Below are 25,400 nucleotides of genomic sequence, written 5' to 3' on the forward strand. Positions count from 1 at the left end.
TGCCCCCTCACTTGCCCCGTGCCGCGCCGGCCGGGCCCGCGCCGCGGCGCCGGGGACGTGTCAGGTCCAGGCCCCGCGCCGCTCCAGCACCGTGCGCAAGATGTCGATCCGGTCGGTCATGATGCCATCGACGCCCAGGTCCAGGAGAGAGTCCATGCGTTGCGGTTCGTTCACGGTCCAGACGTGCACCTGGAGCCCGAGGGCGTGCGCCGTCCGCACGAACCGCCGGTCCACCACCCGCACCCCCGCCTGGTGCTCCGGCACCTGGGCCGCCACCGCCCCGGCGCGCAGCGGAACCGGCACGCCCAGGGACCGCAGCCGCAGCGCCGCCACCCCGCGCACTCCGTAGGAGGTGGCCAGCCGTGGCCCGGCCAGCCGCTGGGCGCGGGCCACCCGGGCCTCCGAGAAGGAGCCCACGCAGACCCGGTCCCAGCAGTCCCGGCGGGCGATCAGTTCCAGCAGCGGCGCCAGGGCGGCCTCCGCCTTCACGTCCACGTTCCAGCGCGCCTCCGGGAACTCCTCCAGCAGCTCCTCGAACAGCGGCAGCGGCTCCCGGCCGGCCACCCGGGCCCGCGCCACCTCGCTCCAGGGCAGCGCCCCGATCCGACCCGCCGCGTCCGTGACCCGGTCCAGGGTGGCGTCGTGGAAGGCGACCAGGCGCCCGTCGGCCGTGGTGTGCACGTCGGTCTCGAAGTACCGGTACCCGGCCTCGGCGGCCCGGCGGAAGGCGGCGACCGTGTTCTCCAGCCCGTCCGCGGCCCCGCCGCGGTGGGCGAAGGCGAGCGGGGCGGGGCGGTCGAGGTACGGGTGGCGCGGGCGGCTGGTGAGGTTCACGCCCGGCAGTATGCACGCCCGCCGGCGGGTGACCGGAGCCCGCTCCGGGACGGCCCGCACCGGCCGGTGGCCTGATCGGGACCGCCGGAGCCGGGCCCCCTGGCGTCGGTGGACCGGACCGTGACAACCTGAACCCCGGGATTCCGAGCCAATGGCAATCCCGGCAAAGCCAATCACGCGAAGGTGGACCGACATCATGGCGCAGTGGACCTCGGCGGTCGGGGCCGCACAGCTGGCCCGACTGATCTCCTCGCAGCAGCCACGACCGGCCGTCCCCGGCACCCGCAAGCCCCCCGCCTACCGGGCCCTGGCCGACGGCGTCCGGCTGCTGGTCCTGGAGGGCCGGGTGCCGGTGGGCGCCCGGCTGCCCGCCGAACGCGAACTGGCCATGGCCCTGGAGGTCAGCCGCACCACCGTCGCCGCCGCCTACGAGGCCCTGCGCGGCGAGGGATTCCTCGAATCCCGCCGCGGCGCCGGCAGCTGGACCTCGGTGCCCGCCGGGAACCCGCTCCCCGCCCGCGGCCTCGAACCGCTGCCCCCCGAGGCCCTGGGCTCCATGATCGACCTCGGCTGCGCCGCGCTGCCCGCCCCCGAACCCTGGCTGACCCGCGCCGTGCAGGGCGCCCTGGAGGAGCTGCCCCCGTACGCCCACACCCACGGGGACTACCCGGCGGGCCTGCAGGTGCTGCGCCGGATGCTCGCCGACCGCTACACCGCCCAGGGCATCCCCACCATGCCCGAGCAGATCATGGTCACCACCGGGGCCATGGGCGCCATCGACGCCATCTGCCACCTCTTCGCCGGGCGCGGGGAGCGGATCGCCGTGGAGTCCCCCTCCTACGCCAACATCCTCCAGCTGATGCGTTCGGCCGGGGCACGTCTGGTGCCGGTGGCCATGGCGGACGCGCTGGGCGGCTGGGACCTGGGCACCTGGCGGCAGGTCCTGCGGGACTCCGCCCCCCGGCTGGCCTACGTGGTCGCGGACTTCCACAACCCCACCGGCGCCCTCGCGGACGAGGAGCAGCGGCGGGCCATGGTGGAGGCGGCCCGGTCCGCCGGCACCGTGCTGGTGGTCGACGAGACCATGTCCGAGCTGTGGTTGGAACCCGATCTGGAGATGCCGCGCCGGGTGTGCGCCTTCGATCCGGCGGGCAGCACCGTGGTCACCGTGGGCTCGGCCAGCAAGGCCTTCTGGGCGGGCATGCGGATCGGCTGGGTCCGGGCCGCCCCCGATGTGATCCGCAGCCTGATCTCGGCCCGTGCCTACGCCGACCTGGGCACCCCGGTGGTGGAACAGCTCGCCGTGAACTGGCTGATGCGCACCGGGGGCTGGGAGCAGGCCGTGGAACTGCGTCGCAACCAGGCCCGGGAGAACCGGGACGCGCTGGTCGCGGCGGTCCGCCGGGAGCTGCCCGACTGGGAGTTCGAGGTGCCCCGGGGCGGTCTGACCCTGTGGGCCCGCGCGGGCGGGCTGTCCGGCTCCCGACTGGCCGAGGTGGGGGAGCGGCTGGGGGTGCGGGTGCCCTCCGGTCCCCGGTTCGGGGTGGACGGGGCCTTCGAGGGGTACGTCCGGCTGCCGTTCACCGTGGGCGGGCCGGTGGCCGAGGAAGCGGCCCTGCGCCTGGCCGCCGCGGCGAAGCTGGTGGCCACCGGCGCGGGCGCCGCGGGCGAGGCGCCGCGCACCTTCGTGGCCTGATCCCCGGGTCTCCCCGCCCCCGGTGACCCGGCCCGCCCCCGGGCGGCTCTCGGGGGCGGGGAGTACGTACGGGGGCGGTCCCGGGTCAGCGCGGGCCGCCGGCCTCCACACCGGGGGAGCCGCCGGTCGCCGCGGGGGCCTCGCCCTCCGCGGCCGGGGCCGGGGCCGCTCCGGCGTGCTCCAGGGCCTTCGGCGCGGCCACCGGGAGGGCCGCCGTGGTCTCGACGGGATCCGCTTCCCGGCCGTCGGCCGGTCCGGCGGGCGCGTCCGGCTCGTCCGACGCGGCGCGCTGCGGGGCCGCCTGGGCGGGCACCGGCTCGGCCGCGGCCGGCTCGACCTGCCCCCGACGCTCCGGGAGCAGGTCCAGTACGGCCTGCCGGGCGGCCGGTGCGGCGGTGTCGTCGTACGGGTCGGGCGTGGCGGGCACCTGGAGCCGGAGCACCGGGCCCGCGCCGAGCCGGGCGTACCCCCGGCCGGGGGGCACCTCCGTGGCGGGCGTGCTGTGCGGGGCGGCGCCCAGCACGGCGGCGACGCGGTCCGGGGAGACGGGGCCGAGGACCACCCGGGCGCGGGTGCAGGCGAACACCGCCTCCCCGAGCAGCTCCAGGGCGTCGAACTGTTCGGCCACCACCACGGTCACGTTCGCGGCCCGGCCGTGTCGCAGGGCGACTTGGAGCAGGGAGAGCGGGTCGGGGCGGCCCTCCGCGGCCGCGAGGTGGCGCAGCACCCCGGGCCGGTCGAGGAGGATCCACAGCGGCCGGCGGGTGTCCTCGGGGGCGGGGAGCCCGGACTGTCGGGCCCGACCGGCGGCGATGAGCCGCCGCTCGGTCTCGTGCGCGGCCCATTCCAAGGTGGCCAGCGCGCCCGTCAGGCCGCCCTCCACCGCGAGCACGCCGGTCCGACCGGTCAGGCAGGCGTACTCGCCGTGGCCGCCGCCCTCGACGATCAGCACGTCGCCGTGGCGCAGGGCCTGGAGGGCGACGGAGCGGAGCAGGGAGGAGGTGCCGCTGCCCGGTTCGCCGACGGCCAGCAGGTGCGGTTCGGTGGCCCGGACCCCGGTGCGCCAGATCACCGGCGGAAGGTCCCGGACCTCCTCCCCGTCGGTCACGGGCAGGGTGCGGCGCACCTCGTCGGGGTCGGTGAAGCCGAGGACCGTCTCGCCGGGGGCGGTCACCCACCGCTGGGCGGCGATTCCGACGGGCAGCGGGGCGAGCACGCCCATGTCGAGGCGGTTGCCCTCCTCGTCCCAGCCGAAGAGGTACTCGCGGCCGCGCCCGGACTTGGCGTGCAGCAGCTGTTCGATGCGGGCCCGCGCGGCCGGTTCCCCGTCGGTGAAGTAGGCCGGGTAGCGGATCCGCAGCCGGGTCAGCCGGCCCGCGTCGTCGAAGGCGTACTCGCTGAAGGCCCTCTCCCAGTCGCCGCCGTGGGCGAAGAGCGGGCTCGGGTCCTCCGCGAGCGAGAAGTACGGCACCAGGGCCTCGTACAGGGAGGCCAGCCGCTCGGACTCGGCCTCGCCGGGTCCGGTGCGGGCCGGGGTGCGGTCCCGGCCCTGCCAGGCCGCGGCCGCGGCCAGGACCGCCAGGGCCAGGGCGGGACCGTAGGGGATCAGGCCGATCACGAGCAGGCAGGCGGCGACCAGGAAGAGCGTGGGACCGCGCTTGTCCTTGGGGGTCTCCGCCCACCTGCCGCGCCCGGCGGCGGCCAGCAGGCGCAGGCCGCGCCCGATGGTCAACAGGGGGTGGATGACGTCCGTGGCGCTGTCGGCCGCTGTGCGCGCGATCTCGCGGCCCCGGGCCAGCGGGGCGGTGCCGCCGGTGAGGATGCGGGGTAGTGGTCGCCGGGCCACGGGCGTCTCCTGGAGTCGTCGGGTGGTGCGGGCCGGATCAGAGCTTGATGCCGCCGAGGAGCGAGGCGATGCTCGCGGTACTGGCCGTGATGCTCGGCGCGATCGCGGAGCCCGCGAGGAAGAAGCCGAACAGGGCGCAGACGAAGGCGTGGGACAGCTTCATCCCGTCCTTGCGGAAGAAGAGGAAGCAGATGATGCCGAGCAGCACCACGCCCGAGATGTTGAGGACCATCGGAAGTTCTCCTGGTTGGTGGGGACAGTCACCATGAGTACTTCCAGGCTCACGGCAAGTATCAGTGCGATAAAAGGTGCATACGGGTGAATATCCCTGGATTTCACTGGACTGGCCCAGTCCGGCTGGCGGGCGGCGCCGGAGGCTGGTCCCCACCGGCTCCGGGCCCGACCGCTGGTGATCTTTACCTCGGACGGGGCCTGTCATGTCCCGTGACGGGCAGTACTCTGTCGATTCACCCGTACGGACGCAGCGCCGTACCGCCGTGCGTCCGCAGGGCCCGGTGACACTCCAGAGCAAGGACCGGCAGGGCTCGCGCGAGCCCGGGAAGGCGGCACGCCCCATGAACGACCAGCAGCAGCCCACGGGGGCCGGGGCCCCGGACGAGGACGTGGTGGAGCTCGCCACCAAGATCTTCGACCTGGCCCGGCAGGGCGACGCGGAGACCCTGGCGGCCTACGTGGACGCCGGCGTCCCCGCCGACCTCACGAACGACCGCGGCGACACCCTCGTGATGCTCGCCGCCTACCACGGCCACGCCGAGGCCGTCACGGTGCTCCTGGCCCGCGGGGCCGAGGCCGACCGCGCGAACGACCGCGGCCAGACCCCCCTCGCCGGCGCCGTCTTCAAGGGCGAGGAAGCCGTCATCCGGGCCCTGCTCGCGGGCGGTGCCGACCCGGAAGCGGGCACGCCCTCCGCCGTGGACACGGCGCGCATGTTCGGCAAGGCCGATCTGCTGGAGCTGTTCGGGGCCCAGTAGGCCCCGCCCCGGCCCGTGCGCGCAGGCCAGGCCGTAAATGTGGTCGCGGTGCGCAAACCGGCTGGGTCATCATGGCGACGGATCCGGAGTACACCCCGAAGTACGGGGTACGGGGGAATGCTCCGGTCACCGAACTAGAAGGAGAAGGACATGGTCTACGACGAGCGGAAGACGGCGGGCGCCCCGACATGCTGTTACGCGGCCACGTGAATTCCGATTCCCGGTTGCGTCCCCAGCTTGTGATGTGAGGCCATTTCCATGTTCGAACCAGTCATAGCTCCGAGCGGTACCCTGCTCGGCCTCCTCCAGAGAGGCCGCGGCGACGGGACGCTGCACGCGCTGGCCGCCCCGAGGGCCGAAGCCCTCGCCGCGCTCAACAGCTGCGTGACGGCCGACCCGCGCCGCGACTGGCAGGTGGAGAGCCGCTCCCTGTACTACGCACGCCTGTACCTCGACCTCGCCGGCGACCTCGGCGGCATCGAGGCCCACCTCTTCGGCGCCGAGGACCGGCTCGACGAGGAGGAGGGCCGTACCGGGCTCGCCCTGTCCGTACTCGGACACCTCGCCTCCTACGGTCGGGCCGACGCGGTGCTGCTGTTGCGCCGCTACGCCGACACCGGCACCAACTGGGCCTGGGCCCTCGACGAACTCGCCCTGCGCGACGACGACGCCGGCCTGCGCGCCCTGGGCCGCTCCGTGCTGGCCCGCTTCCCCGAGACCCCCGAGGGCGGGGCGCGGCTGGCCGCCGCCGTACGCGACGCCTACGAGCCCCGGCCCTGGCGGCTGTGGGAGGAGTCCCCGAGCTTCGGGGCGCGCCTGCGCGCCGCCCGCGAGCAGGGCTCCTTCGACCGCTGGCAGCGCCAGCTGAGCCCGTCCGGCCCGCAGCCCGGCTGGGGCGTGGCCGCCGTGTTCGCCTGGGCCGAGGAGGGTGCCGAGCGCGGCACCCCGCGGCACGTCCCGGCGGCCCGCTGTCTGGCCGCCGTGGCGGGTCCCGAGGACCGGCCCGAGATCCTGGCCGCCGCGGCGGGCGGCGCGGGCCGGGCCGCCCGGGCCACCGCCCTGCACCACCTGATCCTGGCCGAGCCGGGGAACCCGGCCGTCCTCGACCTCATCGAGGCCGCCGCCGAGGACGAGGCCGTGGTGGCTGCGTTCGAGCGGATGTCCGGGCCCCACGCCCTGGACCGGGCCCGGGGGTGGGCCCACCGGCCCGACGCCCTCGGCGCCGCCGCGGGCCGCAAGCTGGCCGACCACGGCACGGCGGCGGACGCCGCGCTCGTCCTGGGCGCCCTCCGCGAGAGCGTCCGCGCCGACGGCCCCGACGCCGCCGGGCTCTCCGTCCTCGTGGACGGGGCGGGCCGGCTGGGCATCGCCTGCGCCGCGCCCGTGCTGCGGCACGTGTACCGGGAGACCGCCTCCTCGTGGATCCGCGGCCGCGCCGCCCGGGCGCTGGCCGCCACCGACCCCTCCTTCGCCGCGGGTTTCGCCGTCGAATGCCTCTGGGACTGCGAGGAGACCACCCGCGAGGTGGCCGCCGTGCACGCCACCACCGGCGACGCCCGGGTCGTGGACCGGCTCCGGCGCCTGGCCGCCGATCCGGCCGAGGAGGAGGACGTGCAGTCCGCCGTCCGCAGCCGGATCGCTCCGGACCCGCAGCCGATGTGACCGGCCCGATGTGACCGGCCCGGGGGTCCGGCCCGCCGAAGGGGCGGAGCCGACCTCCCGGAGCGGGCGGGCCCGAGCGGACCGGCCGCCGGGATCCACTCGGCCGGCCCGGCCCGTGGCGGGGGCCGGAGGCCGTTCGTGAGCACGGCGGGCCCGGGGCCGACTCCGACCCGGAGGCGTGGGGACGCGCTCCGGTTCACGGGGCCCCCGGGCCCGGCCCACGTTCGGCCCGGCCCGCTTTCGGTCACGGGGTCGTGCGCGGGCCCGTCAGGGGCGTCCAGGGCGTGGTTCAGGGGCGCCCGATCGGCAGGAAGCGCAGGGGCGTGCCCGGTACCGCCTGGGCCGCCGCCGGCAGGTGCTCCGCCGGGACCACCCCGATCACCGGGTACCCGCCGGTGACCGGATGGTCGGCGAGGAACAGCACCGGACGTCCGTCCGGGGGCACCTGCACCGCCCCCAGCACCATGCCCTCGCTGGGCAGTTCGCCCTCCCGGGCGCGGACCAGCGCCGGCCCCTCCGTGCGGAGCCCGATCCGGTTGCCGTCCGCCGACACCCGGTACGGCGTCCCGCCCAGCCCCGCCACCGTCCCCGGCGCGAACCAGTCGTCGCGGGGTCCCGGCAGCAGCGGCAGCACCAGCTCCGCGGGGGGCACCGAGGGCGCCGCGAGCCCGTCCGCGCCCCGGGGCGGACCGTACGGCGCCCCGACCGGCAGGACCGATCCCGTCACCGGCCGGTCCGGGCCCAGCCCCGACAGCAGGTCGGTGGCCCGGCTGCCCAGCACCGCCGGCACGTCGATCCCGCCCGCCACCGCCACGTAGCTCCGCAGGCCGACCACGGGCCGGCCCACCTCCAGCACCGCCCCCGCCGGGACCCGTACGGGCTCCCCCCAGGGGACGGGCCGGCCGGCCACCCGCACCGGGCAGGGCGCCCCCGTCACGGCCACCGTGACGGCGGAGGCCCCGAGGGGCCGCAACGCGACCCCGTCGAGGGTGGTCTCCAGGCCGGCGGCCCCCTCCGGATTCCCGACGAGGCGGTTCGCCAGCCGGTGCGCGGGCGGGTCCAGGGCCCCCGAACGCGGTACCCCCAGGTGGGCGTGGCCCGGCCGGCCCAGGTCCTGGACCGTGGTGAGGGCCCCGGCCCGGATCACCTCCAGCGCACCGCCGGCCCCGCCGGCCGCCGTCGTGCCGGAAGCCGTCGTGCCGGAGGTCGTCGTACCGGGTGCCGTCGTGCCGGAGGCCGTCGTGTCCGATGCCGTCCCGTCCGGCCCCGGGCCGGTGTCGCCCCCGGGTCGCCCGTCCGCCGCCCGCCTCACCGCGCGCCCTCCGTCCCCGCGTCCGCACCGCCGGTCGCCTCCGCGCCGGCAACCGTGTCCGCGCCGGCGTCGGTTGCCGGTGCCGTCCCCGTGTCCGCCCTGAACCGCACCCGGGTGCCCGGCGCGAAGAGCGCCGCGGGCTCCCGGTCCGGGTCCCACAGCACCGCGTCCGTGCTCCCGATCAGCTGCCAGCCGCCGGGGGAGGAGCGCGGGTACACCCCCGCGTACCCTCCGGCCAGGGCCACCGAGCCCGCCGGGACCGAGGTCCGGGGCGTGGCCCGGCGCGGCACCGCGAGCTCCGCGGGGAGTCCGTCGAGGTAGCCGAACCCGGGGGCGAAACCGCAGAACGCCACCCGGAACCCGGTACCGGTCACCACCCGCGCCGCCGCCTCCGGGGACATCCCCCAGAGCCGGGCCACCTCCGGCAGGTCCGGACCGTCGAAACGGACGCCCAGCTCCACCAGCGGCCCCTCGCCGGGCTCCGGCGGCGCCGGCCGCCAACGGGGCAGCTCCGCGGCCAGCCGGTCCGGGTCCGTCACCCCGTCCAGCAGCACCGTGCGGGCCGCCGGCACGATCTCCTCCACCCCCGGCAACTCGCCCGCCGCCCGGCGCCGCAGCAGCTCGGCGTGCAGCGCGGCCACCCGCTCCCCTGACCCCGCCTCCACCAACAGCGCGCGCCGCCCCGCCCGCAGCACCCGCAGGGCGGGTCCGGCGGCGGAAGCCTCCGGCTCCCCGACGGCCCCGCGGGCCCGCGCCGCACCCGCCCCGCGCGGGGGCTCCTCCGTGCCCGCCGGCCCGGTCACGCGAACGACTCCACCCGGACCCCGGCCCCGGTCAGTTCCTCCCGGACCCGACGGGCCAGCGCCGCCGCCCCGGGCGTGTCCCCGTGCAGGCACAGGGAGCGGGCCGCCACCGCCACGGCGCTCCCGTCCGCGGCCGTCACCGCCCCCGTCAACGCCAAGGACCGGGCCTGCGCCACCACCGCCTCCGGCTCGTGCAGCACCGCCCCCGGCTCCCCGCGCGGCACCAGCGTGCCCGCCGCCGTGTAGGCCCGGTCCGCGAAGCCCTCGGCCACCGGCACCAGACCCGCCGTGCCGGCCGCCGCCAGCAGGCGCGACCCCGGCAGCCCCAACACCGGCACCCCCGGCAGCGCCAGCACCGTCCCCGCCACCACCGCGGCCGCCTGCTCCTCGTCGTGGACCGTGCGGTTGTACAGCGCCCCGTGCGGCTTCACGTACGACACCCGGGACCCGGCCGCCCGCGCGAACACCTCCAGCGCCCCGATCTGGTACGCCACCTCGTCGGCCAGCTCGCCGGCGGGCACGTCCATCGCCCGGCGTCCGAAGCCGGCCAGATCGCGGTAGGAGACCTGGGCCCCGATCCGCACCCCCCGCTCCGCCGCCAGGGCGCACACCCGCCGCATCGTGGACGGGTCTCCGGCGTGGAACCCGCAGGCCACGTTGGCGCTGCTGACCACGGACAGCAGGGCCTCGTCCTCGGTCAGCGTCCAGCGGCCGAAACCCTCGCCGAGGTCCGCGTTGAGATCGATCATGGATGCCATGCGGTGAGGGTAGACCGGCCCCCGCCCGGCGGGCCGGCCCCCGCCCGCGCAGGGCCCCGCCGCCGGCCCCGGCGGTCCGCGGGCCCGGGACGAATCCCGCCGTTTGGGTCGTTGTCCGCGGCAGCGCCTACTCTTTCCGTCGTGACCCTTGCTGTACCGGCGAAGACCGTTCCGTCCCCGGCACCGGGCCCGGCCGCCGACGAGGGCCTGGCCCGCCGGCTGCGCGCCCTGGCCTGCACCGCCCCCCTGCACGACCTCGACACCCGCAAGGCCAACCTCGCCGGCGAGTACGGGGTCTACGCCATGGCCGAGGTGGCCCTCGCCGCGATCGACCTGGTCACCCTCCACATGGACTTCGACACCGGCGCCGACCACGAGCAGATAGTGGCCCGCCTGCTGCCCCGCGTCGCCGCGCAGGCCCCCGCCCGGTCCGCCGCCGAGCACGAACGGGTGGCCCGCTGGGTCCTGGAGAACCTGATCAACGTCGGCAGCGTGGACCGCGGCTTCCGCGCCGTCTACGGCACCTTCGGCCCCGACGGGGTCTACGTGCGCCGCGACTACGACTTCAAGCTCATCGAAGAGGTGCCCGGCCACGGCGGCGCGGTCTACCTGCGCACCACCGACGAGGCCGTCAACGTGCTCGTCGGCGCCCTCGACACGGACGTCACCAGCGCCCAGATCGCCGCCGAGGTCAAGCTGGAGGTGCTGATCAGCCGCGGCCGGCTCGCCGACGCCCAGCTCGCCGCCGAGCAGGCCCGGTACCGGACGGTGCAGTACGCCGAGACGCTCCGCCGCACCCTGGAGGCCACCCGCCGCAACGTCCGCGCGGTGGACTGGCTGCAGGCCGTACCGGACATGATCGCCGAGGCCCTGGAGCACGTGGCCGACCGCTACCGCCACGAGAACGCCATCCTCACCAACATCCGCAAGGCCCGGGACGAGGCCGAGGACCCCGACAACAAGCGCCGCGCCGCCGAACTCGTCGACATCGTCAAGGACTGCATCCGCCGCCATACCCAGCTCCAGTCCCGCCTGCTCGACGCAGGGCCGCTGTTCCGCGCCGAACAGGACCGGCAGGCCTTCGCCACCCCCACCGCGCGCACCGGCCTCGACCTGTACGGACAGCTCCTCGCGCCTGTGCTGCCGCTGCCCGTCGAGGACGCCGCCCGCGTCACCGACGCCTGGTTCGCCCGCGGCACCGGCCTGCGCACCCCCGGCTCGGTGCGCGTCGGAGACCTCGTCGACCTGCTCCTGACCCCGCCCCTGGAACGCGAGCACCTCGGCGCCGAGATGCCCGAACCGGACCTCGTGGCCACCCCCGACGACAGCCGGTTCAGCGAGGAGCAGCTGGCCGCCGCCCTCGAACTCCTCGCCCTCCCGCACGACGCCCCGCGCCGCCTCTCCGGGCTGCTCGCCGAGGCCCGCCGCGCCGACGCGGACCTGCCCTACCTGGTGGCGCTGCTCGCGGTGCACGCGGCGAGCCCCGCCGTCGGCACCGCCTACCGGCAGGGCGAGGAGCGGCTCCTGTTCGCCGTGGACGACGGCACGCAGCTCGACGACCCGGAGTTCGGCGGCGCCGACCTGATCGTCGGCACCGCCCTGCTCGACGCGGCCGGGATGGCCGCCGACCGCACGGAAGCCGTGTGAGCCGCCGCCCCGCCCGGCCCGCCACCCCGACCGGCGCCGCACCCGCGGGCACCGCCGCGCCCACCCCAGCACCCGCACCGAACCCCCTGACGAAAGCCGAGGACCAGCAGCCGTGAGCGAGGACCACGCCGAGCACCCCGCGTGGAGCGAGCCCGGGACCACCCCCGGTCCCGCCGCGACCACGCCCGCCGCCGGCGCCGCCCCGGCGACCGCCGGCGGCACCGGCCCCGCCGGACCGGTGACCCCCGCCGACGCCGCCGACGCCGCCCGGCTGGTCTCCTTCGGCCTCCAGCCCAAGCTGCTGCCCGCCCGCGACGCCGAGTACGCCGAACTGCTGCGCCGCTACCGCGAGGACACCGCCTTCGCCCGCCTCGCCGACGCCGTGGCCACCGGTCTCGGCCTGGTCGTCCTGGAGGTCTCCCCGCGCGCGGGCATGGCCGTCACCGCCGGAGAGGACTCCGTCTTCGCCGTCCGCATGGGCGACTACGCGCGTCGCGCCGCCGCCGACTCCGGGGACCGCTTCCTCCACGGACTGGCCCACCTGGCCGTGGCCGCCCTGGCCTTCCCCCGCCCCGAGGACCTCGCCGACGACGGCTACATCGGCCGGATCAGCGTGCACGGCGTCGACGGATTCGTCCGCCAGGCCTGCCGCCGCCTGGAGGAACGCGCCGCCGAACAGGGCGAGAACACCGACCCGACCACCGGCGCCCCCGGACTGGAGGCCGCCTGGCGGGTCTACGCCCGGCGCAGCGCCACCGGCGCCACCAAGGACGCCCGCCGCCTCGCCGGCTCCACCACCGGCATCGTCGGCAAGGCCGTGGCCTTCCTCACCGACTCCGGCTTCCTCCAGCGCACCGGCGACGAAGGCGGCGGCACCTACCGGACCACCCCCCGCTACCAGCTCCAGGTCCGGGACATGGCCGGCAGCGCCGCCCTGGCCGAACTCCTCGAACTGGGCGTGGTGTCCGTGACGGACGGCACGGCCACCCTGCTGCCGCCCCCCGAGGGCGACGACCTGGACCTGGCCGCCGACGCCGGACTGCCCTTCCACTCCTGACCCGCCTCCCCGGGGCCCGTACCGCGCCCGGGGAGTCCCGCACCGCCTGCCGTCACCGAAGACACCACGAGAGTCCGCCGCCATGTACGAGCTGTCCCGGATCCGCCTCTACTCCATCGGACCCGCCGGTGCGCGCTACGCCGACACCGTGCTGGACCTGCGCGGCGTCGGCGCCCCGGTGCCCCACCCGGCGCCCCAGCAGGCGGAGTTCTTCGAGAGCGAGCCCACCGGCCCGCCGCGGCGCCCGGCCCCGGCCGGCGTGCTGTTCCTGGAGAACGGCGGCGGCAAGTCCGTCCTGCTCAAGCTGATCTTCTCGGTGATGCTGCCGGGCCACCGCAACACCCTCGGCGGGGCCAGCTCCGGCGTGCTCCGCAAGTTCCTCCTCGCCGAGGACTGCGGCCACGTCGCCCTGGAGTGGCAGCACACCCTCACCGGCGAGTGCGTGGTCGTCGGCAAGGTCAGCGAATGGCGCGGCCGCCAGGTCTCCAACGACCCGCGGAAGTTCGCGGAAGCCTGGTACTCCTTCCGCCCCGGCCCCGGGCTCAGCCTGGACTCCCTGCCGGTGGCCGAGTCCCAGGGCGTCCGCCCCCTCGTCGAGGGCGCCTCCGCGGCCCGGGGCCGCCGCCGCACCATGAAGGGCTTCCGCGACGCCGTCACCGAGGCGGGCAAGGCGTACCCGCACCTCGACGTCTTCTGGGAAGAGATCCACGACCGCTGGAACGAACACCTCGGCGACCTCGGACTCGACCCCGAACTCTTCCGCTACCAGCGCGAGATGAACGCCGACGAGGGCGAGGCCGCGGGCCTGTTCGCGGTCAAGAAGGACTCCGACTTCACCGACCTGCTGCTCCGCGCCGTCACCGACACCCGCGACACCGACGGCCTCGCCGACCTCGTGCACGGCTTCGGCAACAAGCTCGGCCGCCGCGCCGAACTCATCGCCGAACGCGAGTTCACCGCCGGGTCCGTGGACCTCCTCACCCGCATCGTCGACGGCGGCGCGGCCCGCGCCCGCACCCGCGACGTCCACGCGGGCGCCGAACGCCGCACCCGCGCCCTGGCCCGCCGGCTCTCCGCCCGCGCCGCCGGGGAACGCGGCCTCGCCGCCGACCTCGCCCAGCGGGTCACCGCCGCCGCCCACCAGGTCACCGAAGCCGAGGGCGCCCGCGGCCGCAGCTCCCTGATCGCCGCCGAACTCGCCTACCGGCACGCCTCCCTGGCCCTGGGCGGGGCCGAGAAGGCCGCCGCCGCGCAGAAGCGGGAGCTCGCCGACGCCCGTACCCTCGCCGCCGCCTGGCAGGCCGCCGAGGCCGTGCTCCGCCACCGCGCCGCCGCCGACCGCTCGGCCCGCGTCGCCGCCGCCATCCGTGAGGCGGAACGGGACGCCGCCCCCGCCCTCGCCGCCCGGGCCGCCGCCGCGGCCGACCTGGTCCGCGCCCTGCACACCGCCGCCGAGGAGGGCGAGGAGGTCGCCAACGAGGAGGAGGAGCGGTCCACCGCCCTCCAGAGCGCCGCCGAGGACGCCCACCGGGACGCCACCGCCGCCGCCACCGGTGCCCAGCGGGCCCGCAGCGAGGCCGAACACCTGCGCCAGCGGCTCGCCGAGGTCGAGGCCGAGACCGCCGAGGCCGTCCGCGCCGGCTGGCTCGACGACACCGCCCCCGACGCCGACCCGGCCCGTGCCGCCCTCGCCGCCAGCGATGCGGAGAAGACCGCCGTCGCCGCCTGGGACGAGGCCCGCGAGGCCGCCCGCCGCACCGCCGAGACCGCCCGCGAGGCCGCCGCCGCCGAGAACCGCGCCGAACTCACCGCGGCCCGCGCCGCCGACGCCGCCCGCGCCGCCGGCACCGCCCACGAGGGCGAACGTCGCACCGCCGCCGCCCTCGCCGCCGAGACCCGCCTCGCGGAACTCCTCGGTCTGCCCACGACCGCCCCGGAGCCCGGGGCCGAGGACGCCCCCCTGACCGCGGAGGACCTCGACCGCGCCGCCGAGGAACTGCGCGGACTCCTCGACGGTCAGGTCACCACGGCCGAGCGGCGACTCTTCGAACTGCGCACCGCCGCCGCGGACGACGCCCGCATCCTCGGCGCCCTCGGCGACGGTGGCCTGCTGCCGCCCGGCCCCGACGTCCTCGCCACCGTCGAACACCTCGGCGAGCACGGCATCCCGGCCCTGCCCGGTTGGCGCTACCTCGCCCAGTCCGTGGCCCCCGCCGACCACGCGGCCGTCCTCGCAGCCCGCCCCGAGCTCGTCGACGGCGTCATCATCACCGACCCCGACAGCCACGCCCGGGCCCGCGAGGTCCTGGCCGCCGCCGCGCTGCTGCCCCGCTCCGCCGTGGCCGTCGGCACCGCCGCCGCCCTCCTCGCCCCGGTACCGGCCGCGGACACCGGCACCGACACCGGCGTCTTCCTCGTCCCGCCGAACCCGGCCATGCACGACGAGCACGCCGCCGACGAGGAACGCCAGGCCCTGCGCGAGCGCGCCGCCGCCCGCGACACCGGGATCCGGGACCTCGCCGCCCGCCTCGCCGGGGACCGCGCCCTCGCCGCCCGCCTCGCCTCCTGGCGCACCGGCTGCCCGGCCGGCCGCCTCGCCGAACTCGCCGCCGCCGCCGAGGCCGCCGCCGCCTTCGCCGAGGAGACCGAGGCCGAACTCGCCGAGACCCGCGCCGTCCGCGCCGAAGCCGAGGAGTCGGCCGCCGACGCCGCCCGGGTCCGCGACGAACGGCAGGAGACCGCCCAGCGCGCCCGCCGCTCCGCCGACGCCCTCGCCGGACTCGCCTTCCGGCTCCGCGAACGCGCCGGCTGGCAGGTCCGCCTGCGCGAACTCGCCGACGAGGCGACCGAGTCCGAGGCCCGCGCCGAGGTCTGCCTCGACCGCGCCCGCGCCGCCGACGAGGACCGCCGGGCCGCCCAGCGGGCCGCCGACGACGCCCGCCGCACCGCCCGCGCCCTGCGCGCCGAGCGCGCCGAGATCGCCGGGGCCCCCGATCCGCTCCCCGAGAGGCCCGCGGACGCCCCCCGCACCGCCCTGCCCGCCCTCCGCGAGGCCTACCGCTCCGCCTCCCGCCTGTACGAGAAGGTCGGCGTCGGCGCCGACCTGCGCGCCGAGCAGGCCCGCGCGGAGAGCGACGAGAGCGCCGCCACCGCCGAGCTCGACCGGCTCTCCAACAAGGTCCGCACCCGCGCCGCGCAGCTCCTCGAAGGCACCGACGGCGCCGACGGCCCCTCCCGCCAGGCCGCCGCCGCCCGCGCCGAGGCGCAGGTACAGCTCCTGGAGACCCGCGCCACCGCCGCCAGCGAGCAGCTCGGCCGGCTCCGCGGCGAGGCCGAACGCCTCGCCCCCGCCGACGGCGGCGCCCACACCGAACTCCCCGAGGACGGGGTCCCCGCCGACGTGGCGCAGGCCCAGTCCCTGCTCCGTGCCGCCTCCGCCCGACTCGCCTCGCACAGCGCGGCCGTGGAGACCGCCAAGGCCGCCCACGCCGAGCTCCTGCGCGCCCACCGCACCGCCGAGGACGGCGCGGGCGGTTTCGACGAGACCGCCGCCCTCCTGCGCGACCTGCTCCGGGACCAGCACCAGGAGGACGAGGAGCAGGAGCCCGGCCCGTACCCGGGCAGCCTGGAGGAGGCCCGCCGGTCCGCGGCCGAGGCCCGCCGCTCCCTGCGCGGCTGCGCCGCCGACCTGTCCGCCGCCGAGGCCGCCGTCCGCGAGGCCTCCGACGTGCTGGTCCGGCACGCCAATTCCACCCGCTACGAACAGGTCCGCACCCCGGCCCGGCAGCAGATCCGCGAACTGCCCGCGGCCGCCCTGCCCGAGCACGCCGCCGCCTGGGCCGCGGCCTTCGCGCCCCGGCTGCGGGTCCTCACCGACGAGTTGGCCCAGCTGGAGCGCAACCGCGACAGCATCGTGGACCGGCTCCGCGGCCTGGTGGAGTCCGCGTTGGCCACGCTGCGTTCCGCCCAGCGGCTGTCCCGGCTCCCGGAGGGCCTGGGGGAGTGGTCCGGGCAGGAGTTCCTCCGGATCCGCTTCGAGGAGCCCGACCAGGCCACCCTCACCGAACGGCTCGGCGAGGTCATCGACGAGGCCACTCGGTCCGCCGTCCGCCGCAACACCGCCTTCGGCGAGGGCCGCCGCGACGGCATGTCCCTGCTGCTGCGCGGGGTGCAGGCGGCCCTGGAGCCCCGCGGGATCGCCGTGGAGATCCTCAAGCCGGACGCCGTCCTCCGCGCGGAGCGGGTCCCGGTCGGGCAGATGGGCGACGTCTTCTCCGGCGGCCAGCTCCTCACCGCCGCCATCGCCCTGTACTGCACCATGGCCGCGCTCCGCAGCAACGACCGCGGCCGCGACCGGCACCGGCACGCGGGCACGCTCTTCCTGGACAACCCGATCGGCCGAGCCAACGCCACCTACTTGCTGGAACTCCAGCGGGCCGTGTCCGACGCCCTCGGCGTGCAGCTGCTCTACACCACGGGCCTCTTCGACACCACGGCCCTGGCGGAGTTCCCGCTCGTCATCCGGCTCCGCAACGACGCCGACCTGCGGGCCGGCCTGAAGTACATCAGCGTGGAGGAGCACCTGCGCCCGGGGCTGCCGCAGCCCGACCCGGAGGGCGAGAAGGTGCACGGCGAGATCACCGCCACCCGGATGTTCCGCCGGGGGCCGGCCGCGGCCGTCGGCACGGAGGACCGGGCGGGCGCAGGGACCCCCGAGCGGGACTGAGCCCCCTCGGGCGGGCCGGCACACCCGGAGCCGACCCCCCGGCCCGGCCGCGCGCCGGGGCACACCCGCCGGCGGGACGGCCCGTGCCGGCACCCACCGGGCGGCCGGTGCCCGGCCCCGGACGGGTGGGTCCGGACGGGACGGTCCGGCCGCGGGTGAACCGGTCTCGGGCTCCCGCCCACCTCTCAGCCCGCGGTGCGGGCCCGGCCCAGCTTCCCGCCGCGCTGCGCTGTGCGGGCGGCCCGTCGGGCCCGACGCCGTTCCCGGCGCAGCCGCCGGGCGGTGCTGGCGGGCACCGAGATCACGCCGTACCGCTGGTGCCACGCCTGGCGCGTGATCCACACGTCCAGCACGCCCCAGGTGGCCACGACGGTGGCGGCGACGGCCGAGACCACCATCGGGAAGGCCAGCCAGGACCCGGCGACCGCCAGGTAGAAGGCCGTCGAGCCGGCCATCAACATCACCGACACCAGCAGCACGGCCCGCACCGCCGCCTTGCGCACCGGATCGGGCATCCTGCGCCGCCCGACCGGCTCCTCCACCCACAACGGAGCCCGCGCGGGGCCCGGCTCCCGGGGCACGCCCTCGGCGCCCCCCGATCCGTCGCGCGAGGTCCCCGAGCGGTACGCGCGCTCCGGTCCGCGGTCCTGCCCGTGCTCCGGTCCGTTCTCCGCCGTCCTTGCGGCGCCGAACTTCTCCCTGCCCATGGTCCGTTCACTCCCCAGCCTGCGGCTCCCCACGCCGCCCCTGCACTGATAGACGCACGAGTGCCCCCGGAGATTCCCGCGGAACGCATAATTCCAGCCAACTGCCGGAGTCGGGGAACCGAGGCCGCACCAGGTGTCATGTGACACATTTCGGGCCGCTCGTGACGGGAGCTATCGGACAACTCGTGATCTTCGTCCGGGGGTGAGGCCGAAAACGTCCGGACACCCCTTCGAGTTGGTTCCGGGGCAGTAGTAGGCTCACGCCGTTTATTGACGGAACACCGACCCCGCAGGCGGGGGTTGAGCTGGGGGAGGCCATGCGCTTTCGCGGGAAGTCCATCCGCCGGAAGATCGTGGCGCTGCTGCTCGTGCCGCTGCTCTCCCTGTCCGCGCTCTGGGGATTCTCCACGGTCCTGACGGGTCGTGAGGCGGCCCAGCTCCTCGACGTCGCCTACGTCATCGAGAAGGTCGGCTACCCGATCGAGGACGTGGCCCGCGCCATCCAGAAGGAGCGCCGCCAGACCCTCGTCCTCCTCGGCGACCCGCGCACCTCCCAGGCGTCCACCGAGCTGACCCGCCGCCGCGAGGACACCGACCGGATCGTCCGTACCCTCAGCGCCGACGCCCGCGACCCCGAGGTCGCCGAAGAGCTCTCCGACGACTCGGCCCGCCGGCTGGAGTCGATCCTGGAGGCCCTGGACGGCATCGAGTCCCTGCGCCGCTCCGTGGACCGCACCGAACTGGAGCCCGCCCAGGCCCTGGAGCTGTACAACCGGCTCGTCGACCCCTGCTACGCCTTCCTGATGAACCTCCACGCGCTGGAGAACGTCGAGATGGACAAGCAGGGCCGCGCCCTCGTCGGCATCACCCGCGCGCGCGAGGTCCTCTCCCGCGAGGACGCCGTCATCGCCGCCGCCCTCGCCGCCCGCAACGTCGGCGCCCAGGACGCCCGGCTGGTCTCCGACTACGCCGCCAACCGCGCCCTGCTGTACGAGTTCAACCTCGGCATCCTGCCCGCCGCCGACCGCACCCTCTTCGAGCAGTACTGGCGCGGCCCGGTCACCCAGCCGCTGCGCGACGCCGAGGAGCGGGTCATCGCCGCGGCCGGCACCCAGCGGCCCCGCGGCCTGACCGCCGCCCAGTGGGACGAGACCGCCGGCCGCGTCCTCGACGACCTCGCCGAGATGGGCACCGCCGCCGGCGACCGCTACCAGGACCGGGTGGCCCCGGTGGCCCGCGGCGTGGTCCTCCGGGCCGTCGCCACCGCCGTCCTGGGCTTCCTCGCCCTCGGTTTCTCCCTCTTCCTGTCGGTGCGCGTCGGCCGCGAACTGATCCGCGACCTCTCCCGGCTCCGCAAGGAGGCCCACGAGGTCTCCGGCGTCCGACTGCCCGCCGTGATGCGGCGCCTCGCCGCGGGCGAACAGGTGGACGTGGAGACCGAGGCCCCCCGCCTGGAGTACGAGAAGGACGAGGTCGGCCAGGTCGGCCAGGCCCTCAACACCCTCCAGCGGGCCGCCGTGGAAGCCGCCGTCAAGCAGGCCGAGATGCGCCGCGGGGTCTCCGAGGTCTTCGTCAACCTCGCCCGACGCAACCAAGTCCTCCTGCACCGGCAGTTGACCCTGCTCGACACCATGGAGCGGCGCACCGAGGACACCGAGGAGCTCGCCGACCTCTTCCGCCTCGACCACATGACCACCCGCATGCGCCGGCACGCCGAGGGCCTGGTGATCCTCTCCGGCGCCGCCCCCTCCCGCCAGTGGCGGCGCCCCGTCCAGCTGATGGACGTGGTCCGCGCCTCCGTGGCCGAGGTCGAGGACTACGAGCGCATCGAGGTGCGGCGACTGCCCCGGATCGGCATCACCGGCCCCGCCGTCGCCGACGTCACCCACCTCGTCGCTGAACTCCTGGAGAACGCCACGGTGTTCTCGCCCCCGCACACCGCCGTGCAGGTGCACGGGCAGCGGGTGGCCAACGGCTTCACCCTGGAGATCCACGACCGCGGCCTCGGCATGAACGCCGAAGCCCTCCTCGACGCCAACCTCCGCCTGGCCGAGACCCCCGAGTTCGAACTCTCCGACACCGACCGGCTCGGCCTCTTCGTGGTCAGCCGGCTGGCCCGCCGCCACGGGGTCCGGGTGTCCCTCCAGCCCTCCCCGTACGGCGGCACCACCGCCGTGGTCTTCCTCCCTGCCGGCCTGCTCACCGAGGCCCCGGAGACCGACGGCGCCGGCTTCCGGCTGGACGGCGCCGCCGGCGCGGGCCGCCCCGGCCTCACCGGCGTGCCCGCCCAGGGCCGGCCCGGCCCCGCCCCCGCCCTCGACGCCCCCCTGGACGGCCCCGTCGAACTGGAGGCCCCCGTCGGCGTCCTGGGCCTGGGCCGCCGCGAGGACGGTCCGGCCGCCGCGGACGGCCCCGACGCGCTGGACGAGGGCCTCCTCGGCCCCATCCCCGGCCTCGACGGCTTCTCGGTCCGGCCCCGCGGCGGAGTCCTCGGCTCCGGCCGCGACCTGCCCGGCCCGCGCGGAGTCGACCCCTCCGAGCACGTCCCGCGCACCCCCGCGGCCCCCACCGGCCCGGTCCGACCCTCCGCCCCCCGCCCGGCGGAGCTCGCGGAGGAGGACGAGGTCCGCTCCGGCGAGCCGGCCCCGCTGCCGCGCCGCCGCCGCACCCCGACCCTCGTGGCCGACCACGGCCGTCGCGTCGGGATGCGCCCCGTGACGGTGGTGCGTCCCGCCGCCGAGGACACCGTCCGCCCCACCCGGGCCGCCCCGGGCACCGAGCGCCCCGCCGAGGCCCGGCCGTCGGCGGGCAGCGGCCCCGGCACGATCGGCGGTCTGCCCCGTCGCGTCCGCCAGGCAAGCCTCGCCCCGCAGCTCAAGACCGCCCCGGCCGACCGGCCTGTCCGCTCGACGGCCCCCGCCGAGGACCGCGACGCCGAAGAGGTGCGCAGCCGCATGTCGGCCCTGCAACGCGGCTGGACGGCGGCCCGCCGCGAACACGGCACCACCTCCGGCCCCGGCGGCCCCGCCGCGGCCGGCACCGGACCCGAAAGCCGGAACGGCACCGGCCGCTCACGCACCGACGGCCGCGAAGACGGCCGGAACGCACCAGGAACCGAACCGGAGGGGGACGGTCGATGACCGCACCGCAGACCACAGGGCACGACGCAGGCAGCCACGCACCGGGCCGCCTCAACTGGCTCCTGGACGAACTCGTCGACCGGGTCGGCAGCATACGCAAGGCCGTCGTCCTCTCCGGGGACGGCCTCGCCACCGGCAGCTCCAAGGCCCTCACCCGGGAGGACAGCGAACACCTCGCCGCCGTCGCCTCCGGCTTCCACAGCCTCGCCAAGGGCGTGGGCCGCCACTTCGACGCCGGACAGGTCCGCCAGACCGTCGTGGAGCTGGAGGACGCCTTCCTCTTCGTCACCGCCGCCGGAGACGGCAGCTGCCTGGCCGTGCTCGCCGACGCCGACTCCGACGTCGGCCAGGTCGCCTACGAGATGACCCTCATGGTCAAGCGCGTCGGCGACCACCTGGCGACCGCGCCGCGCACCGGACTGCCCGCCGGCGGGTGAGTCGGACCGCATGAGCGCATCAGGTCAGGGCCGGCCGGACCACGGCCCGCACGGCCCCGAGGCCCCCGCCGAACCGGTCGGCGGGCTCCCCGGCGACCCGTCCGAGGCGGGGGAGCCCGCCCACTGGTTCGACGACGAAGCCGGGCCCGTGGTCCGCCCCTACGCGATGACCCGGGGCCGCACCGGCCACACCGGCAGCCACCGCCTCGACCTGATCGCCCTGGTGGTGGCCGAACCGGCCGCCGAGGACCCGGTCTGGGACCAGGTCCTGTCCCCGGAGCACGCCCACATCCTCGGGCTCTGCCTGGCCCGGCCCCAGTCGGTCGCGGAGCTCGCGGCCGGACTGGACCTGCCGGTGGGCGTGGTCCGGGTGCTGATCGGTGACCTGGCCGAGGAGGACCTCGTCCACGTCACCCGGCCGGTCCCCCCGGCCGAACTGCCCGACGAATCCGTACTCCGCGAGGTGATCGATGGCCTTCGGGCGCTCTAGCCGGCTGACCGCCGTCGGCGGCACAGGCACGCACACGTCCCGGCCGGTGGAGCCGCTGGCCCTGAAGATCCTGGTGGCGGGCGGCTTCGGGGTGGGCAAGACCACCCTCGTCGGCGCCGTCAGCGAGATCCGCCCGCTCCGCACCGAGGAACGCCTCTCCGAGGCGGGCCGCCCGGTGGACGACACCGGCGGGGTGGAGGCGAAGGACACCACCACCGTGGCCATGGACTTCGGCCGGATCACCCTCCGCGAGGACCTGGTCCTCTACCTGTTCGGCACCCCCGGGCAGAACCGCTTCTGGTTCCTGTGGGACGAGCTGGCCCAGGGCGCCCTCGGCGCCGTGGTCCTCGCCGACACCCGGCGCCTGGAGGACTGCTTCGCCGCCGTGGACTACTTCGAGCGGCGCGCGATCCCCTTCCTGGTCGCCGTGAACTGCTTCGACGGCGCCGAACGGCACGCGGTGGACACCGTCCGCCGGGCCCTCGACCTGGACCCGCACGTGCCGCTGCTGCTGTGCGACGCCCGGTCCCGGGAATCCGTCAAGGAGGTGCTGGTCGGAGTGGTCGAGCACGCCCTCTCCGTGTCCCGCGCCCGGCGCCGTCCGGCCCGCGTCTGAGGGGTCCCCCCCACGGAACCGCGCAGGTGCCGGTCCGGCCCGGCGCGGCCGTGGGGATGCGGCCCGTACCCCCGCCGACTGGGGTACGGGCCGCGGCTCTCGTGGGGGGCCACAGCTCCGGGTGCCCGATGTGGGCCCGTGGACTGTGGAGGCAGTGTTCACCTGCCGTGAACAGGCGTCAAGCACTCGCACAACGGTCGGTTCCGCGCACACGGGTCGGCCGCCGCATCCCGGCCACTCCGGGGCGCCCGCCGCGCCGCCCCGGAGCGTGCCCCGGGGCTCTCGTGCGGGCGCGCGCCGTCACCGGGCCCCCGCCACCGCGACGATCGCCGAGCCGTGCCCGAACAGCCCCTGGTTCGCGGCCAACCCGGCCCGCGCCCCCGGCACCTGCCGGGCCCCCGCGGTGCCCCGCAGCTGCCAGGTCAGCTCGCACAGCTGGGCCAGGGCCTGGGCGGGCACGGCCTCCCCGAAGGAGGCCAGTCCGCCGCTCGGATTGACCGGGATCCGCCCGCCGGGCCCGGTGGCGCCCTCCCGGAGCAGCTTGGCCCCCTCGCCCTCCGCGCACAGCCCGATGTCCTCGTACCACTCCAGTTCCAGGGCCGTGGACAGGTCGTACACCTCCGCCAGGGACAGCTCCTCCGGCCCCAGCCCCGCCTCCTCGTAGGCGTCCCGGGCCAGGGAGGACCGGAAGCTCCCGGGGACCGGCCCGGACGGGGGCGCGGGATCGGTGCCGATGTCCGGGAGGTCGGGGACGGTCCTGGGGTACTGCGGGGTGATCGTGGACACCGCCCGGATCCGCACCGGGTCCGCGACCCCCCGCGACCGCGCGAAGTCCGTGCTGCACAGGACCACGGCCGCCGCCCCGTCGGAGGTGGCGCAGATGTCGAGCAGCCGCAGCGGGTCCGCCACCACGGCGGACTCCGCCACCTCCCGGGCACTGACCGCCTTGCGGTACCGGGCGTTCGGGTTGGCGGCCCCGGCCGCCGCGTTCTTCACCTTGACCAGCGCGAAGTCCTCGGGGGTGTCCCCGTACAGGGCCATGCGGCGGCGGGCGTACAGCGCGAAGTAGGCCGGGTTCGTGGCGCCGAGCGCCCGGAACCGGATCCAGTCCGGATCGTCGGGCCGGTCCCCGCCCGCCGGCGCGAAGAAGCCCTTGGGCGCGGAATCGGCCCCCACCACCAGCACCACGTCCGCGAGGCCGGCGAGGATCTGGGCCCGGGCCGCGCCCACCGCCTGGGCCCCGGAGGCACAGGCGGCGTACACGCTGGTCACCCGGGCGCCCTGCCAGCCGAGTGCCCGCGCGAAGCTGGCTCCGGCCACGTACCCCGGGTATCCGCAGCGGACGGTGTCCGCCCCGACCACGGACTGCACGTCGGTCCAGTCCAGGCCGGCGTCGGCGAGCGCGGCGCGGGCCGCGACGGTGCCGTACTCGACGAAGTTCCGGCCCCACTTGCCCCAGGGGTGCATGCCGACCCCGAGGACCGCCACGTCAGCGCCCACGACCGCCCCCGTCCCGACCGCCCGCGGTCTCCCGTTCGGACGGGTCCGCCACCGGCCGGAAGTGCCAGGTGGTCCACACGGTCTCCGCGTCCTCGCCCAGCACCCCGGGCACGGCCTCGACCGTCATCCCCACCGCGAGGTCCGCCACCGTCACCCCGGGAGCCGCCTGCCCGAGCACGATGATCCGCTCGGCCGCCAGCTCCACCGCGAGCAGGGTGTACGGCTCCCAGGGCACGGCCGGGTCGGAGAGGTACGGCGCGGGCGGCCGGTACCGGCCGTCGGTGTAGGACCACACCGTGCCCCGCCGCGACAGCGGCACCTCCGTCAGCTCGGTACCCGCGCAGCGGGGATCCCGGCAGAAGGAGTCCTCGCGCGGGAAGAACACGGCGCCACAGGCCGCGCAGCGGGTCCCCAACAGCCGGAACGCGGCGTCCGACTCGGGTGCTTCGGTGAACCATCCGGCCACGACCGGTGTGCGTGTGCGCGCCAAGACCCCTCCAGGGCCGCCGTGGAAACAACTTCTGACGGAACGTCAGAAGTCTGCCACGGGCTCCCCTTCCGCCGCGAGCCACTTGGCGGCGGTCTCCGCGAGCTCGGCGTCCCGCCCGGCGAGCATCATCCGGATCATCTGCGCGTCCCCGCGCAGCGACCACAGCGGATGCCCGAAGGTCGCCGGATTGTTCCCCTCGATCAGGAAGTGCGCCGGCCAGGCCGCCCCGTACCCGAGCACCGGCAGGGCCAACGCGTACCGCCGCCGCCCCCGCGCCAGCCCGTAGGCCGTCACCGCCACCCCGGTCAACGTCCCCACGAGATGCACCCACCGCGTGGCCGCCTTGGAGTGCATGGCCACGTAGTAGGGCCAGAACTCCTCGTACGAGCCGAACGCCCGTCCCTCACTCTTCTCCGTCATGAGGGGCAAGCTACCGACGCACGCGCCGCACGTGAACAGCCCCGGCAGCCGGGGCACGTCCGGTCTCCACCGGAGGCAATGCCAGCCCCGCCGGAGGCACACCCCAGCCCCGCCGGGGGCGCAATTCCAGCCTCGCCGGCGATTGAGGCGCGGGGGTCCGGGGGCGGAGCCCCCGAAGGGGTCCGGGGCGTAGCCCCGGTATCGGGAAGGGGCGGGGCGGGGAGAAGGCCCCGCGCAGCGGGCCCCCCCCCCCCCCCGGCCGCCCCC

Annotated in this window: 20 protein-coding genes; 10 read left to right on the top strand and 10 right to left on the bottom strand. The window is 76.6% G+C overall.

Annotated features, from left to right (window positions below):
• Positions 1-60: 60 nt before the first annotated feature.
• The gene (locus ABTZ17_RS10380; RefSeq protein ID WP_502994637.1) at positions 61-834 is read right to left on the bottom strand and encodes a glycerophosphodiester phosphodiesterase family protein; all 774 of its coding nucleotides are present in this window, start codon (positions 832-834) and stop codon (positions 61-63) included.
• Positions 835-1,030: 196 nt separating this feature from the next.
• Between ABTZ17_RS10380 and ABTZ17_RS10385 the strand changes: the two genes are divergently transcribed.
• Entirely contained in the window at positions 1,031-2,530 is a 1,500-nt protein-coding gene (locus ABTZ17_RS10385) for an SCO1417 family PLP biosynthesis transcription factor (RefSeq protein WP_352195134.1), read from the top strand.
• Between the two features lie 85 nt (positions 2,531-2,615).
• Here the strand turns inward: ABTZ17_RS10385 and ABTZ17_RS10390 are convergent, their stop codons facing one another.
• Together ABTZ17_RS10390 and ABTZ17_RS10395 are read right to left on the bottom strand one after the other, a co-directional pair.
• Positions 2,616-4,376 (bottom strand): hypothetical protein, encoded by a 1,761-nt coding sequence (locus ABTZ17_RS10390; RefSeq protein ID WP_352195135.1) that lies wholly within the window; start codon positions 4,374-4,376, stop codon positions 2,616-2,618.
• A gap of 37 nt (positions 4,377-4,413) precedes the next feature.
• On the bottom strand, positions 4,414-4,608 hold the full coding sequence (locus tag ABTZ17_RS10395; RefSeq protein ID WP_226733415.1) for a hypothetical protein: 195 nt from the start codon (positions 4,606-4,608) through the stop codon (positions 4,414-4,416).
• A 343-nt stretch (positions 4,609-4,951) separates the two neighbouring features.
• Between ABTZ17_RS10395 and ABTZ17_RS10400 the strand changes: the two genes are divergently transcribed.
• Both ABTZ17_RS10400 and ABTZ17_RS10405 read left to right on the top strand, forming a co-directional pair.
• A complete protein-coding gene (locus ABTZ17_RS10400) occupies positions 4,952-5,368 on the top strand; it encodes an ankyrin repeat domain-containing protein (RefSeq protein WP_352195136.1) in 417 nt (138 codons plus the stop codon).
• 258 nt (positions 5,369-5,626) lie between these two features.
• Positions 5,627-7,030: a HEAT repeat domain-containing protein gene (locus ABTZ17_RS10405; RefSeq protein WP_352195137.1), complete on the top strand. Its 1,404-nt coding sequence runs from the start codon at positions 5,627-5,629 to the stop codon at positions 7,028-7,030.
• Positions 7,031-7,319: 289 nt separating this feature from the next.
• Here ABTZ17_RS10405 and ABTZ17_RS10410 read toward each other — a convergent pair whose 3' ends face one another.
• From ABTZ17_RS10410 to ABTZ17_RS10420, 3 genes are all read right to left on the bottom strand, one after another.
• Positions 7,320-8,183, bottom strand: a complete 864-nt coding sequence (locus ABTZ17_RS10410) for a 5-oxoprolinase subunit C family protein (protein WP_352195153.1) — start codon at positions 8,181-8,183, stop codon at positions 7,320-7,322.
• A gap of 155 nt (positions 8,184-8,338) precedes the next feature.
• Positions 8,339-9,043: a 5-oxoprolinase subunit B family protein gene (locus ABTZ17_RS10415; RefSeq protein WP_352195154.1), complete on the bottom strand. Its 705-nt coding sequence runs from the start codon at positions 9,041-9,043 to the stop codon at positions 8,339-8,341.
• 98 nt (positions 9,044-9,141) lie between these two features.
• On the bottom strand, positions 9,142-9,894 hold the full coding sequence (locus ABTZ17_RS10420) for a LamB/YcsF family protein (protein ID WP_352195155.1): 753 nt from the start codon (positions 9,892-9,894) through the stop codon (positions 9,142-9,144).
• A 150-nt stretch (positions 9,895-10,044) separates the two neighbouring features.
• On the opposite strand from ABTZ17_RS10420, the gene ABTZ17_RS10425 reads away from it, so the two are divergent.
• The 3 genes from ABTZ17_RS10425 (at position 10,045) to ABTZ17_RS10435 (ending at position 17,333) form a co-directional block, all read left to right on the top strand.
• Positions 10,045-11,550: a hypothetical protein gene (locus tag ABTZ17_RS10425; RefSeq protein WP_352195138.1), complete on the top strand. Its 1,506-nt coding sequence runs from the start codon at positions 10,045-10,047 to the stop codon at positions 11,548-11,550.
• Positions 11,551-11,662: 112 nt separating this feature from the next.
• Complete coding sequence (locus tag ABTZ17_RS10430) at positions 11,663-12,607, top strand: hypothetical protein (RefSeq protein ID WP_352195139.1); 945 nt, start codon at positions 11,663-11,665, stop codon at positions 12,605-12,607.
• A gap of 82 nt (positions 12,608-12,689) precedes the next feature.
• On the top strand, positions 12,690-17,333 hold the full coding sequence (locus ABTZ17_RS10435) for a hypothetical protein (protein WP_352195140.1): 4,644 nt from the start codon (positions 12,690-12,692) through the stop codon (positions 17,331-17,333).
• Between the two features lie 185 nt (positions 17,334-17,518).
• Here the strand turns inward: ABTZ17_RS10435 and ABTZ17_RS10440 are convergent, their stop codons facing one another.
• Positions 17,519-18,040 carry a hypothetical protein gene (locus ABTZ17_RS10440; RefSeq protein WP_352195141.1) on the bottom strand — a complete coding sequence of 174 codons (522 nt, stop codon included), beginning with the start codon at positions 18,038-18,040 and terminating at the stop codon, positions 17,519-17,521.
• A 317-nt stretch (positions 18,041-18,357) separates the two neighbouring features.
• On the opposite strand from ABTZ17_RS10440, the gene ABTZ17_RS10445 reads away from it, so the two are divergent.
• From ABTZ17_RS10445 to ABTZ17_RS10460, 4 genes are read left to right on the top strand one after another with little or no spacing between them, the layout of a single operon-like run.
• Complete coding sequence (locus ABTZ17_RS10445) at positions 18,358-21,180, top strand: sensor histidine kinase (RefSeq protein WP_352195142.1); 2,823 nt, start codon at positions 18,358-18,360, stop codon at positions 21,178-21,180.
• A complete protein-coding gene (locus ABTZ17_RS10450) occupies positions 21,177-21,617 on the top strand; it encodes a roadblock/LC7 domain-containing protein (protein ID WP_352195143.1) in 441 nt (146 codons plus the stop codon). Before ABTZ17_RS10445 ends, ABTZ17_RS10450 begins: the two co-directional genes overlap by 4 nt.
• 10 nt (positions 21,618-21,627) lie before the next feature.
• The gene (locus ABTZ17_RS10455) at positions 21,628-22,107 is read left to right on the top strand and encodes a DUF742 domain-containing protein (RefSeq protein ID WP_352195144.1); all 480 of its coding nucleotides are present in this window, start codon (positions 21,628-21,630) and stop codon (positions 22,105-22,107) included.
• Positions 22,088-22,723 (top strand): GTP-binding protein, encoded by a 636-nt coding sequence (locus tag ABTZ17_RS10460; protein ID WP_352195145.1) that lies wholly within the window; start codon positions 22,088-22,090, stop codon positions 22,721-22,723. Before ABTZ17_RS10455 ends, ABTZ17_RS10460 begins: the two co-directional genes overlap by 20 nt.
• A 300-nt stretch (positions 22,724-23,023) precedes the next feature.
• Here the strand turns inward: ABTZ17_RS10460 and ABTZ17_RS10465 are convergent, their stop codons facing one another.
• From ABTZ17_RS10465 to ABTZ17_RS10475, 3 genes are read right to left on the bottom strand one after another with little or no spacing between them, the layout of a single operon-like run.
• Entirely contained in the window at positions 23,024-24,223 is a 1,200-nt protein-coding gene (locus ABTZ17_RS10465; protein ID WP_352195146.1) for a lipid-transfer protein, read from the bottom strand.
• A complete protein-coding gene (locus ABTZ17_RS10470) occupies positions 24,213-24,713 on the bottom strand; it encodes a Zn-ribbon domain-containing OB-fold protein (RefSeq protein ID WP_352195147.1) in 501 nt (166 codons plus the stop codon). Before ABTZ17_RS10470 ends, ABTZ17_RS10465 begins: the two co-directional genes overlap by 11 nt.
• A 42-nt stretch (positions 24,714-24,755) precedes the next feature.
• A complete protein-coding gene (locus tag ABTZ17_RS10475) occupies positions 24,756-25,133 on the bottom strand; it encodes an Mpo1-like protein (RefSeq protein WP_352195148.1) in 378 nt (125 codons plus the stop codon).
• Positions 25,134-25,400 lie beyond the last annotated feature (267 nt).

The sequence above is a fragment of the Streptomyces sp. NPDC097619 genome (assembly GCF_040302735.1).
Classification (GTDB): Bacteria; Actinomycetota; Actinomycetes; order Streptomycetales; family Streptomycetaceae; genus Streptomyces.

What these genes read in the sequence shown, in the direction of transcription:
- ABTZ17_RS10385 (WP_352195134.1), top strand. Translation starts at nt 1,031, where the DNA reads ATGGCGCAGTGGACCTCGGCGGTCGGGGCCGCACAGCTGGCCCGACTG.
- ABTZ17_RS10395 (WP_226733415.1), bottom strand. Translation starts at nt 4,608, where the DNA reads ATGGTCCTCAACATCTCGGGCGTGGTGCTGCTCGGCATCATCTGCTTC.
- ABTZ17_RS10400 (WP_352195136.1), top strand. Translation starts at nt 4,952, where the DNA reads ATGAACGACCAGCAGCAGCCCACGGGGGCCGGGGCCCCGGACGAGGAC.
- ABTZ17_RS10405 (WP_352195137.1), top strand. Translation starts at nt 5,627, where the DNA reads ATGTTCGAACCAGTCATAGCTCCGAGCGGTACCCTGCTCGGCCTCCTC.
- ABTZ17_RS10420 (WP_352195155.1), bottom strand. Translation starts at nt 9,894, where the DNA reads ATGATCGATCTCAACGCGGACCTCGGCGAGGGTTTCGGCCGCTGGACG.
- ABTZ17_RS10435 (WP_352195140.1), top strand. Translation starts at nt 12,690, where the DNA reads ATGTACGAGCTGTCCCGGATCCGCCTCTACTCCATCGGACCCGCCGGT.
- ABTZ17_RS10440 (WP_352195141.1), bottom strand. Translation starts at nt 18,040, where the DNA reads ATGGGCAGGGAGAAGTTCGGCGCCGCAAGGACGGCGGAGAACGGACCG.
- ABTZ17_RS10445 (WP_352195142.1), top strand. Translation starts at nt 18,358, where the DNA reads ATGCGCTTTCGCGGGAAGTCCATCCGCCGGAAGATCGTGGCGCTGCTG.
- ABTZ17_RS10450 (WP_352195143.1), top strand. Translation starts at nt 21,177, where the DNA reads ATGACCGCACCGCAGACCACAGGGCACGACGCAGGCAGCCACGCACCG.
- ABTZ17_RS10455 (WP_352195144.1), top strand. Translation starts at nt 21,628, where the DNA reads ATGAGCGCATCAGGTCAGGGCCGGCCGGACCACGGCCCGCACGGCCCC.
- ABTZ17_RS10460 (WP_352195145.1), top strand. Translation starts at nt 22,088, where the DNA reads ATGGCCTTCGGGCGCTCTAGCCGGCTGACCGCCGTCGGCGGCACAGGC.
- ABTZ17_RS10475 (WP_352195148.1), bottom strand. Translation starts at nt 25,133, where the DNA reads ATGACGGAGAAGAGTGAGGGACGGGCGTTCGGCTCGTACGAGGAGTTC.